Raw genomic sequence first — 12,162 nt, forward strand, 5'->3', positions numbered from 1 at the left:
ATTTTCCACTTTTTTTAGCTTAAAGTAAGCATACAGTCCTAATGATAGGCACACTAGTATGATACAAGTAAGCGGAAACAGGATGGTATTAACAAAATGATCATAAAACCATATATACACCAAAATCACCTCACTAACTGCAAGCTTATTGTTATTGTCTCCGCTGCTTCTTCCTATTCTTAAAAAATGCAATGAGTAAAAGCAGCATAGGTACGACAGCAAAAAGTGGCATATGTAAAAGAAATCTTGCTACGTGTAATCCTTCATACTATAGGAATTGATCTTTTTCAAAGAACGAACGTGCTGCAGGCACTATACAATACTTTAAGCCCGTTTCGAGTAATGGAAGTGGCTGAATTATTTGTCCTTTTTTCTCTTTTATTTTTCTTTTTCGCAGAGTTACTTTAACTTTTTTTAAAGAAGCGTCAACAAAAGCAATAGTAACTTGGTACAAAGAGGTTTTTATATCTTCACTATCGAAACAAGCGTGTAGAAAGATAGCTTTAAGATAGGGGAGAATCACATGAACATTGAGACTAACAGATTACTAATACGCAAATTCAAATATGAAGATTGGCAAGATGTCTACGAATACACATCTGATGCTGACGTCATGAAGTACATACCAGAAGGTGTTTTTAGTAAGGATGATGCGAAGAAATTTGTAAATGAAAATATGAAGAGAAACAATGAAAATTTTCCGGTTGTATTGAAAAATAAAAAAATCATAATTGGCCATATCGTCTTTTTTAACTGTTTTGGTGACCATACTTATGAAATCGGCTGGGTGTTTAATTCTGAATATCATCAGAAAGGGTACGCTTCAGAAGCGGCAAAAGCAGTAATGGACTACGCCTTTAACACAATGAAACTGCATCGGATTATTGCTACTTGTCAACCTGAAAACACGCCTTCTTATCGGGTTATGGAGAATGTAGGGATGAGAAGGGAAGGGTATTTCAAAAAATGTATTCCAGCTGGTAAAGGATGGTGGGATGAATATTATTACGCGATTTTAAAGGAAGAGTGGAAATGAGTTTTACTCTTATAGAAGATTTTATGTTTTACACGTTGTAAAGACGAAAACAAGCCCGTTTAAAAAAAAATGAGCAGAACAGCAAACCAAAACGTCTACGCAGACATACAATAACCTATCCATGAGAAACACCCCATGTTTGAACCTTCTTTGTTTTAGCAACAGAAAATTACGTTGAAAGGGAGTGCTTGTATGTCTAATGCTGGATGTGGATTCGGTTCGGGTTTCGCTTTATTAGTTGTATTATTTATCCTATTAGTAATTATCGGATGTAGTTGTTATAGCGGTGGTTATGGTGGCTACGGCTGCTAATTATACGACTGAAAAGCCTAAAGAAGTTTCTTTAGGCTTTTTTCATGTCCATTATAAAATATAAAAAACAGGAAGAGATGATTAATCAGCAGGCTCAGTATCAACATGCGATTCAATTTTTTTCTCTTTCGGCAATTGGTCATTAGAAGCCCAAGGAACGCGGCGAGGCTTATATTCAATCGCATCAGTAGAGTACACGGCTACGCTTACGACCCCGCCATGTACTTGCGCTCGAATCAATAAAGGATCGCTGTACGTATTTTTAAAATGAAAGTCAGGTCCATACCAGCTGACGGTAGCATCTCGCCCAGGAGGTACGTAGGAAACACTGCGGCTGTGTGAATAACGCTGTGTAATCGTTACGCCAGCATTATCGACGGCGTTAAACAAGGTAGAAGAAACTTGGCAAATTCCTCCACCAACTCCTTCAGAATACTCTCCTTTTACAATAATTGGCGCACGCATATACCCTTTTGCTGCCGTTCTTTTTCCAACGGTTTGATTAAAAGAGAAAACTTCCCCAGGAAATACGACGCTGCTGTCTAGTGATTCAACCGCAAGAGAAATATTGTGAGAACGATTTTTATTATGAGGGTTAAATACCGTATGATAATGCCCGATTTGCTTAATTCGAATCGTTGCAAGCAGCTCCTTATCCACGCGGGGCGGAACAGGCAGCGTCGGAATTTCTAACGTTGACGTACCGCCGTTAAAAAAATAAGTATAAAATTTCTCCGCAAAATCTTTATGATATAGTTTGACACCCGCTTGCTCAGGAACAATTTGCCCGCTTTTATCAATGCGGGCATTTATGGGCTCTCTATATGTTTTTTTATCCAATTCTTTTAGAAGAAGATTGTATTGATCATGATCAACCATAGGTACAGGAAGAAGAGGGACTGCCACTCTGTCCCGTTCAATCCGTTGAATTGTTTTACCGTTATGAGTAATAGATAGGTGGTCTTGTGTAGAAAGAGGTTGAATGAGCATTAAAAGTCCAAACATCCAAGTGAAATTCATATCATATACCTCGCTTTCACCTGTTAGTATGAATAAAATGAACCATTTAATGTATAGGATTCATAAGCTCTTTTTTGTATTATTTTCCATAGGCTGCACGTGTAAAAATTTCTATTTATAATTGTATGTGTACTTTCGCATATTACATAGAGAAACTACAAGGTAATGAGGGTAGACAATGACAAAATTAATGATTTTAGTCTTTATGCTTATTAGTTTTTTTGTGCATCCCCAAAAGATGAAAGCAGAAGAAAACCTTACGTACTTTCCGGTGAGTGACACAGGAAAAGTGTTAAAGTGGAAACGTGTAGAAAACTTACTGCCGAAGGGGAAAAAATTTAAAGTTATCGATGTAGAAACCGGTTTTTACTTTTACGTGCAGCGAAGAGCCGGCTCGCATCATGCGGATGTTCAGCCCCTTACACGTCAAGATACGAAAGTAATGAAGCATTTATATAATGGAAAATGGAGCTGGAACCGAAGAGCGGTTCTCATCCCGTCTAAAGGTCAAATGCTTGCAGCTTCCATGAATGGAATGCCTCATGGAGCCGGTGCGCTCGACAATGGGTTCCCCGGCCATTTTTGCATTCATTTTGCAGGAAGTACGACCCACAAGTCTCAAAATGTGGATCCAGGTCATCAGTTAATGGTATTAAAAGCAGGAGGAAAGCTTGATGAATATGCACTAAAAGCTGAGCCGGCAGAAGTCGTAAATATGTTTTTAACAGGATTAAAGCAAGATGACGAGGCCTTGATGCAGCCGGTTTTACGCGTGAAGCAAGAGCATAAGTTATGGGAAAAACTGCATAGTATCTCCACTATTTATTATAAAACGGACTTATTTTATGCAAAAAAATATAAAACAAAAGAGAAAATCGCCGTAGATTGCCTTATTTATTACGAAAATAAAGGGGCTCAAAAGACAACGATGGTCTTTACTTTAAAAAGAAATCCATTAACAAACGGGTGGGAAATTTCTTCTCTTAAATTGTAATGACTGATTATTTCTTAAAAAACACATCTGACAGAAAACAGATGTGTTTTTAAGCATTTGTTTAGCTCTTTAGCCCTTCACAATGTTATAGTGTAAAAACGTGCTTACATACGATAGAAAAGAATAAAAAAGGGTATAAGTAATAATATTACTCTTTCTACAAAGAACTCTACAGCACGAAAGGAGAGGGTGTTTATTTTTTCATATTGGTTTAGCCGCTTAGTTGCTGCAGATCCTGGACGAAAAAGGCTCAAAACGGCTTCTAAAGCTACGATTAGCGTAATTACAGCGGTAGTTATTATGCTTATTGTATTAAAAGCAGCGGGAAGCCCACAAATTACCGCTGCTATTTTATCGGGCGTAATTGGCCTGATGGGTATATTGGTTGTGAATGACGAAACAACGAAAGCAAAAAAAGTTACCACAGGCTTAGTAGCACTTTCTAGCGCCGTTTCTCTCGGAATTGGTTCGTTTCTATCACGATATGGACAAGCAGAAAATATCTTTCTCGTTCTGTTAGTGTTTTTGTCTTTTTATTTACAGAAATATGGTATTCGCTACTTCTCCCTGTCGATGGTGGCATTTATGTCGTTTTATTTTGCTTCTATTTTACATGTCACATTTTCTCAGCTGCCGTGGCTGTTAGCTGGAGTTGTAGTAGGAGCTTGCTGTGCATTTATCTATAATTTTGTCATCTTTAAAGACCGACCTGCCAATGTGCTGAGGTCTTCAATGAAATCATTTCATATTCAAGTGAATTTGGTGCTTGATTTAATTATTGAGTTAATTCAAAAGAAACAAATTGAACCGGCTCAAATTAAACAATATAACCGTAATATTAAAAAACTAGCGGAGTATGCCCGTGTAGCATCAGAAGAGCTTGGAAATACAGATCCTCACGACATATGGCCTGGCGTAACAGCTGAACAGATGCGCCTTTATGTATTTGACACAGTTATGCTGCTGCAGACATATTCCCCGGCGATTCGAAAGCTCAGTGAATTAAAGGCATTTAATCATTTTGATATTCAGCAGCTGCTGTTAAAGCTAGTGGAATCGATTCGCGAAGCTGAGGTATTAAATGAAAACCCTACTCATTCCTTAACAGATGCAGCGCAGCATCTGCAAGAGCTGCGCCAAAAATTAAGTGAACTCGAACCTCAAGACAAAAGGTATAAGGATTGGCTTTACTTAATCCGCCGTATCGAAACGATATCAAATCACGTGATTGATGAAGCGTATGAGCTGCAGCAAGCAATTGTGAAACAAGAAAAACAGCCCCAAAAAGAAGCGGAAGAAAAAGAAGACGAAGAGGATAATGATGAAGAAAAAGGATTAAAACCATCTACGAAAAAGTCTATTCAAGCGGTCATCACTGCTGTTGCGACGCTAGTATTTGGCTCTTTCTTATCTCCATCGCACCAATATTGGGCGCTCTTAGCAGGCTACTTAGTGCTTCTTGGTACAGAGACAATAGGAAGTACGTTTGTAAAAGCTGTACAGCGAAGTGTAGGAACGCTTTTAGGAGCAGCTGTTGGCTTTGTTGTAGCAAGCTTTGTCTCACCCGGAATACTTGAAGTAACGCTGCTCTTTATCTGTGTGTTTATGGCTTTTTATTTCTTTCCTATTACGTATTCGTTTATGAGCTTTTGGATTACCATGATGCTAGCCTTTATGTATGACATACTTCTTGGCGGAATTTCAGAGAGTTTATTGCTGGCTCGCGTGTTAGATACAGTCGTAGGAGTTGGAATTGGTTTAGCCGTGTCTGCTCTTGTATTTCCTAAAAGAACAAGAGATAAAATAACCGACACCTCAGTAGAATACGTAGCGGCTTTAAAAGAATTTGTGCAAATTTATTTGCACCGGTTTACAAATCAGTATGCGTTTGCCAATTTAGCTGATAAAGGAATGGAATTAGAAAAAAAGCTAAAACAGCTTCATGTCGATTCAGATCCTATTATCAAGGGTTTTGTCGGCCGTTCACGTCTTCAGCAATTTTTGACCGTCTTTACCGCCATTAATTATTATGCCAAGCATTTGGTGGCATCTTCTACTAGAAACGAGGCTTTTTATAAGGAAGTAGAATTTCATGGCGTAGTAAAGGAAGTGGAAGAGAAAGTGGCAAGTAATTTCACTCAGCTTGAAAAAGCTTTACGAGGAGAAAGAGGAACCTATGTATACACGCTTGAAGATGTAAGACAAAAGATTGAACAATCTTTAGATTATTTTGATACGTCCGTTCAATCAAGAAACTTACAGCATTTGCAGTTGCTCCACAATATTTATTACGTATGGAAAATCAATCAATCGGTTGTTCACTTAGCCAAAGAGCTAGGAGCAGAAGAGATAAGTAGTGAAGACTAAAAAACCAGCGAATATTTCGCTGGTTTTTTAGTCTGACGAATAAGGAGACGTATCTTTTCTAATCGTTCTCCACGTTGTTTTAAGACCCGCATAACTGCCAATAGCCGCATATCCATAAAAGTAGCCCATAAACAATCCGGCAATAATATGATGGGGATGACTAATAAATACTGAAAAGAGCACGCCGACAGCTAAAGCAATAGTCGGCACATATTGTTTTTTAGGATGAAAAAGCCATTTTATCAGCTGTGTAACGATTAATACGATAGGAACACCAATAACCGCGTCCCAAAAATTTGTATGAATTGTAGGGAAATCCATGGTCAAGCACCTCGTTAAATGTGTTAGATGTAAGGTTATCTAGGTTTCTTACCTTAGAACACCTCAATTAGTTATGAGGGGTTCCAGGGGGATAATAATAAGGAGGAATTTTAAGCCATCCTTTTTGCTGCATTAGAATTTTCACTTTTGATCCCAATATGACTTTTTCAGTGTGGAATTTCAACCACATTAATCCAATATCGGTTCTGATAGATTGTCCCATATTCGTGCTGCACATTACGATATTAGAGGCAATTTTTACAGATATTAAGTTAGCGATTTCAGAATCCGTGGCTTTTGCTCCTAATGGAATACTGTTAGGGTCGGATTTCGGCTTGGTAGCCGGTATTTCAGGAAGTGGAATTCCTTCTTTAATCATTAATTTTTTTAGTGTATCAATTTGAGATTCAGCCAGGGTTTTTGAGTCTTGAGTAAGCTTAAGTAGTTCACTGTTGGATGTTGTATTAAGACAAGTCTCTAAGGCAGGTATCTCTTCCGCTAAAGCAGTGAAATACAACCAACATCCCATAGTCTCACCGATGTGTGGGCGAGGGGGCGTATCATCTGTAGAAGAGTTCTTTATAAAATCTATTAGTGTCTCAATGACATTAATCATAACTTTTCACCCTTTGTATGTAGTTTATGCATCTTCATTATTACCGTCAGTAGAAAATGATAAACACAACTAAGGAATGTTACATATAAAATTGATTATTATGAGTGGAATGAAAAGTATCCCACGTAGCAATTTATAATGGTGAGAGTACATTTACTGTCACCACATCTAAAAGTATAAAAACTGTTGAAATGCGTGATAAATATGTTGGTGCTAGCAGATAAAGTAAATAGAAAAAAATCTCCTTGTTCCTTAAGGAGATTTTTTTATCTCAAGTATTATATAGTTTTTCTTCGGTGCTCTCTGCATAAAGAAGTTAGTTCTTCTGACCAATATTTATAATCAAATACCGTTATATTTTTGCTAGGCATAAAAACATTTAACAGCCAATTAACCCTCAATCTATCTCTGACGCCTATCGTTTTATCATTTTTACAACAACCTCCATCACAAGGTCTATCGTGGATCTTATAAGGAATATTTTTAACGACTAATCCATCTTTTACACGTTTTGTGTATTCAATTCCTATGATCAAATATATCACTCCTCGCAGTAACTCTTATCTTCATAATCATATGTATGGATGACTTTTTTAATTATATGCATTTCATTTTTTTAATCGCTCATCAACAAATTAAAACAGCATATAAAAAAGGCAGCCAATAAAAATTGACTACTCATCTCTGTAATATAAATGAGGATAGGGAAAGTATTCTTTAATGAAAGGGTAAGAAGGGAGGAAGACAAAAATAAAAAAGCCCTGCTGTAGGGCTTTTAGATCAAGCAACTTTTGATGCAACGACGATTACTTTACCGTGATCTAATTCTTCTTCATAGCGTTCAGCTTCCGGCTGTGATAATCCTAATGAACGCATTTTGGCACGAAGCTCGTCTCCTCTAGAACGAAATACATTCGCAATTGCATCAAAAACACCTTGTTCAGAAAGGCCGATGTTGTTTGTATTTGTTGCAGCTGTTAAATCCTCGGAGCGATCTTGATGGTGTGCAAGTAAATAAACTTCGTCTTTTGTAAATCCTTCACGCAAAAATTGTTCGATTGTATCTTTTGCCTGTACGCCATTTTCAACTACTTTTACATTTACCATTTCAAAAAACCTCCTTGTATGATAGACAACTTTCTAGAATACGTTTAGTAATGAAGAAAAGTTTAATTAACTTGTCTCCTTGCTTTGTGTATACACGTTATTGGAAGTGATAAAACCTATTTCATGAAATTGAGTGAAAAAATCTAACATAGAAGAAGAGGGAAAAGCGCTGTTATTTTTGAGGGGAATCTGGTGAATAATAAGCAGGATAATGCTTTAGCGCGCCTAGCTTTTACCTTGCAGAGTTCTTTTTCTGTATAAAATTTAAGCCACAGACGTACGCACATTTTTTGAAAAATTTCTCAACACAGGACAGGCACCCGTGCACATTTCTTTCTTTTTCATATACTGATAGGGACAAAGAAAGAAGGAGATGATAGCAGAATGGGATGTTGTAAAAAGAAATGCCACAAGTGTGAGGACCATCATCACAGCAAATGCTCTTGCAAGAAAAAATGCCATAAATGTGACGACTATGGTCACAGCAAATGTTCCTGTAAGAAAAAATGCCACAAATGGGATGACTGTGATCCATGTCATGAGAAAAAACATCATTGTAAAGACCGCTGTGACAATGATTACCGCATTATTGTTTTTTAATGCTAAAGTAAGAATTCCGCGTTTATTTTCTTAAATTTCACCTGTGAAATTCCACTTTACCATGCAAATAAAGTACAAACTCCAAAAAGCCTGGCTCTTAAATAAGTAGTTAAGAGCCAGGCTTTTTTCATACATAAAAATAAAAAGTTAAGATGAAAGGCGTTCTTTTTGTTTTTCGTACACGGAAGTGGATTCATTCCACGTATAACGACCGTCTTGCAATTGAATGGTCGCGCTGAATGGACAGTCCACTGACGTTTCTGCGTCATCTAAACTGCTTTCAAGTAAACTTTTTTTAAATCGCAGCAAGTCTTCTTTTGATGCAATTCGAAAAACCATTTCTAACGTAAGTTCATCGTCCATTGCATTGTGTAATTGACTGATGCTTTTGCGGAATTCTTTATTATATTGAAGCATAATTTTAATGTCTGCTACGCAAGCAACACCAAACACATCTTTCACAACAGATTCAACCGTTAACTGCGTTGTCGAAGCATACGTTGAAATATCACGCTGAGGATTTTCTAAATAATAAATCGTTTCTACAGGATGTCTCGTGATAAGCACCTCTTTCTTACTACTTATTATACATGAAAAAAGAGCGAAACGGGAAAAAGAATTTTAGGAAAGGGTTACATAAAGAATAAAAAAGCCCTCTTATTACATAAGAGGGAAAGAAATGCGGTAGCAATTAATAAAAATCTTTTTTGGAAAAACGCGACGAGATTTTTGCGACTGTGAGAGTGGCATTGATAGTAGTTGCGGCTGTTGTTGTTGCTGTAACTGTTACCGTATCGCCTCTTCTTAAATAACGGACAAGTGATATTGTGGCTGTACCAGCAGAAGAAGTAACAGTTTGAGTGAAGCCTCCAGCGTTAATCGTATACGTAACAGTTGGGTTAAGAGGTGGAGTAGAAAATGCTGTAAATGAAATAAAATACTCTCCGCTTTCTAAAACTTCTATTCCACCAGAAACAACTCGTACATTCTTACTTGGAGATAGAAGGTTAGTAAATGTTAATGGAGTATTTACAGCGGCACCTGTTATTGTTGTTGTACCTGTTACTGTGCCAAACGCAAGTCTATCATCAAAATCTGGTTTCTCACAATCATCGTCGCAGTGTCTTTTGCAGTGATGTCTATGCCAATCATTATTACAGCGGTGTCTGCGATCATTGTCAGGACTACCTTTTAAATACTTTTTGTAATAATATGACATGTTTTCACCTCACCTTAGGTTTGAAGGTTTTCACCTTCTAGTATAGTAAATGCAGGAAGTGAGAGGTTTGCAATGGACAAGGGTTTAGAAAGCAAAGATTATTTTAAGAACTAGATATTATTACTGAAACAATTAAGATTAATTAGCTTTCCTTTAAGCCTGTTACCAAACATAATTTTCTTATTATAATTGTAGGATTGATAACTTAAGTTAAAAAAGCCCCTACTCGTCTTTGTAAAGTACTTGCTTTTTGCATTACATATATTTTTTAATGAAGTTATGCTCGAAATAACACAGCAGCCAATTTTTTGTTAGAATAGGAAGAGCAATTGTAATGTTTACCCTCAATCAATCCCTCAACTACTATTTCTACTTATTTTAAAGGAGGACGCTATTTTGCAATTTGAACAAGCTTTAACACATTTACAGTCCTATTTTGGCTATGATTCGTTTCGAAAAGGGCAGGAAGAATCGATTCGTTATGTTTTAGAAGGGCACAATACCGCTTGTATTATGCCGACAGGGGGAGGGAAATCACTTTGTTATCAGATTCCTTCATTGCTGTTAGAAGGTACAACACTGGTTATTTCTCCGTTGATTTCCTTGATGAAAGACCAAGTGGATACGCTGAACGCAGCTGGCATTCCAGCCACGTATATCAATAGCTCGCTGACGCACACGGAGGTACGGCAGCGCATAGAAGAAGTAGCGCTTGGCGAATATAAGTTACTTTATGTAGCGCCGGAAAGACTGGAGTCTCCGCAATTTTTAGAACAGCTTCAAATGCTTCCTATTCCGCTTGTAGCGGTAGATGAAGCGCACTGTATTTCACAGTGGGGCCATGATTTCAGGCCGAGTTATTTGCGCATCAATGAACTGATCAGTAAGCTGTCTAACGCGCCGATTGTGATGGGGCTGACGGCTACTGCGACGCCTCAAGTACGGGAAGATATTTGCCGAGCTCTTCATATTAATGAAGAGTACACGGTGATGACAGGATTTGAACGTGAAAATTTATCGTTTGGGGTTATAAAAGGTCAGGATCGAATCAGTTATATCGATCAGTATATCCGTAAAAATGATCAAGAAGCAGGTATTATCTATGCTGCTACGCGTAAAGATGTTGAAGAGCTTCACACTAGATTGCAAAAGTCAGGAATCAACGTATCAAAATATCATGCCGGTATGAGCGCAAACAGCCGTGATGAAGAGCAGAATCGCTTTCTTCAAGATGATGTTCAAGTGATGGTAGCCACGTCTGCTTTTGGAATGGGGATTGATAAATCGAATATTAGATTTGTTCTTCATTATCAGCTTCCGAAAAATATGGAAAGCTATTATCAAGAAGCAGGACGTGCTGGTCGTGACGGACTTCCAAGTGAGTGTATCGTGCTTTATTCTCCCCAAGATATTCGCGTGCAGCGCTTTTTGATTGAACAGTCAACGTCGAATCCTCAAAAGCAGATTCAAGATCTTGAAAAGCTGCAAAATATGGTGAACTACTGTCATACAGAAGGCTGCTTGCAGGCATTTATTCTTCATTATTTTGGAGAAAGTGAAGCGCACGAGTGCGGCCGCTGCAGCAACTGTACGGATGATCGCGTGGAAATAGACGTAACGGTTGATACGCAAAAAGTATTGTCTTGTATGATTCGTATGGGAGAACGTTTCGGTAAAATGATGATTGCTCAAGTATTAACGGGTTCTCGAAATAAAAAAGTAGTTGATTTTGGTTTCGATAAACTGAAAACGTACGGCGTCATGAGCGACCGGTCTGCTAAAGAAGTGAGTGATTTTATTGAGTATTTGATTTCAGAGCAGTTTATTTTAGTAGGACAAGGGTCATTTCCTACCTTATCCGTAGCTGCCAAAGGAAAAGGTGTGCTTCTTGGCATGGAAAAAGTGATGAGAAAAGAACAAATGGAAGTGAAGCAAATTGTCCAAGATGACGAGCTGTTTGCTCATTTGCGTTTCGTTCGAAAGCAGCTAGCAGACGAAGCTGGCGTGCCTCCTTTTGTCATTTTCTCAGACGACACTCTTCATGATATGTGTGCAAAACTGCCGGTGACGCTTGAGCAGTTCGCCACTGTAAAAGGAGTTGGAGAACAAAAACAAGAGCGGTACGGAGAACGATTCACAGCTGAAATCAAACAGTTTTGTGAAGAACATCCAGATCGAAAGCGAGAAGTGTCTGCGCCTGCTCCGAAAAAAGCAAGAGCTTCGTCAAAAGAAGGGTCTCACTTGATGACGTATGAGCTATTTCAGCAAGGGAAATCGTTAGATGAAATTGCTTCAGAACGTGAATTAAGCCGCATTACAATTGAAAATCATTTGTTTAAATGTGCGGAAGAAGAAAAAGAAATCGACTGGTCACCTTTTCTTTCGGAGGAGGACGAACAGCAAATTTTACAAGCTGCTTCGTCAGTAGGCGATGAAAAGTTAAAGCCAATCAAAGAAGAATTGCCTGAAAGCATCACTTATTTTATGATTAAAATAGCGTTATTTAAACAAAAAATGAAGCAGCTATCGTAAACAAAAAGCTCCTATTAAAGGAGCTTTTTGTGTTGAGT

13 protein-coding genes are annotated in these 12,162 nt (G+C 37.9%); 6 read left to right on the plus strand and 7 right to left on the minus strand.

Annotation, left to right across the window (positions count from 1 at the left end):
* Positions 1-523 precede the first annotated feature (523 nt).
* Both M3225_RS20690 and M3225_RS20695 read left to right on the plus strand, forming a co-directional pair.
* Positions 524-1,036: a GNAT family N-acetyltransferase gene (locus M3225_RS20690; RefSeq protein ID WP_251396730.1), complete on the plus strand. Its 513-nt coding sequence runs from the start codon at positions 524-526 to the stop codon at positions 1,034-1,036.
* 192 nt (positions 1,037-1,228) lie between these two features.
* The gene (locus tag M3225_RS20695; protein ID WP_098627187.1) at positions 1,229-1,348 is read left to right on the plus strand and encodes a YjcZ family sporulation protein; all 120 of its coding nucleotides are present in this window, start codon (positions 1,229-1,231) and stop codon (positions 1,346-1,348) included.
* 81 nt (positions 1,349-1,429) lie between these two features.
* Here M3225_RS20695 and M3225_RS20700 read toward each other — a convergent pair whose 3' ends face one another.
* Positions 1,430-2,368: a VanW family protein gene (locus M3225_RS20700; protein WP_251396732.1), complete on the minus strand. Its 939-nt coding sequence runs from the start codon at positions 2,366-2,368 to the stop codon at positions 1,430-1,432.
* Positions 2,369-2,546: 178 nt separating this feature from the next.
* Here M3225_RS20700 and M3225_RS20705 point away from each other — a divergent pair, with 178 nt between their 5' ends.
* Positions 2,547-3,362 (plus strand): hypothetical protein, encoded by an 816-nt coding sequence (locus M3225_RS20705; protein ID WP_251396734.1) that lies wholly within the window; start codon positions 2,547-2,549, stop codon positions 3,360-3,362.
* 189 nt (positions 3,363-3,551) lie between these two features.
* Entirely contained in the window at positions 3,552-5,729 is a 2,178-nt protein-coding gene (locus tag M3225_RS20710; protein WP_251396736.1) for an FUSC family protein, read from the plus strand.
* 27 nt (positions 5,730-5,756) lie between these two features.
* Here the strand turns inward: M3225_RS20710 and M3225_RS20715 are convergent, their stop codons facing one another.
* The 4 genes from M3225_RS20715 to M3225_RS20730 all read right to left on the minus strand — a co-directional run bounded on the left by M3225_RS20715 (position 5,757) and on the right by M3225_RS20730 (position 7,773).
* Positions 5,757-6,050, minus strand: a complete 294-nt coding sequence (locus M3225_RS20715) for a hypothetical protein (RefSeq protein WP_013056952.1) — start codon at positions 6,048-6,050, stop codon at positions 5,757-5,759.
* A gap of 67 nt (positions 6,051-6,117) precedes the next feature.
* On the minus strand, positions 6,118-6,666 hold the full coding sequence (locus M3225_RS20720) for a DUF3231 family protein (RefSeq protein WP_251396738.1): 549 nt from the start codon (positions 6,664-6,666) through the stop codon (positions 6,118-6,120).
* 278 nt (positions 6,667-6,944) lie between these two features.
* Entirely contained in the window at positions 6,945-7,202 is a 258-nt protein-coding gene (locus tag M3225_RS20725) for a hypothetical protein (RefSeq protein WP_251396740.1), read from the minus strand.
* Positions 7,203-7,446: 244 nt separating this feature from the next.
* The gene (locus tag M3225_RS20730; protein ID WP_013056955.1) at positions 7,447-7,773 is read right to left on the minus strand and encodes a general stress protein; all 327 of its coding nucleotides are present in this window, start codon (positions 7,771-7,773) and stop codon (positions 7,447-7,449) included.
* Positions 7,774-8,146: 373 nt separating this feature from the next.
* On the opposite strand from M3225_RS20730, the gene M3225_RS20735 reads away from it, so the two are divergent.
* Positions 8,147-8,407: a hypothetical protein gene (locus tag M3225_RS20735; RefSeq protein WP_251396743.1), complete on the plus strand. Its 261-nt coding sequence runs from the start codon at positions 8,147-8,149 to the stop codon at positions 8,405-8,407.
* Between the two features lie 113 nt (positions 8,408-8,520).
* Here M3225_RS20735 and M3225_RS20740 read toward each other — a convergent pair whose 3' ends face one another.
* Both M3225_RS20740 and M3225_RS20745 read right to left on the minus strand, forming a co-directional pair.
* A complete protein-coding gene (locus M3225_RS20740) occupies positions 8,521-8,940 on the minus strand; it encodes a hypothetical protein (protein WP_251396745.1) in 420 nt (139 codons plus the stop codon).
* Positions 8,941-9,064: 124 nt separating this feature from the next.
* Complete coding sequence (locus tag M3225_RS20745) at positions 9,065-9,592, minus strand: hypothetical protein (RefSeq protein ID WP_251396747.1); 528 nt, start codon at positions 9,590-9,592, stop codon at positions 9,065-9,067.
* A gap of 396 nt (positions 9,593-9,988) precedes the next feature.
* Between M3225_RS20745 and recQ the strand changes: the two genes are divergently transcribed.
* Positions 9,989-12,124 carry a DNA helicase RecQ gene (gene recQ, locus M3225_RS20750; protein WP_251396750.1) on the plus strand — a complete coding sequence of 712 codons (2,136 nt, stop codon included), beginning with the start codon at positions 9,989-9,991 and terminating at the stop codon, positions 12,122-12,124.
* The last annotated feature ends 38 nt before the right edge of the window (positions 12,125-12,162 follow it).

Source organism: Priestia aryabhattai (assembly GCF_023715685.1).
Classification (GTDB): domain Bacteria; phylum Bacillota; class Bacilli; order Bacillales; family Bacillaceae_H; genus Priestia; species Priestia aryabhattai_B.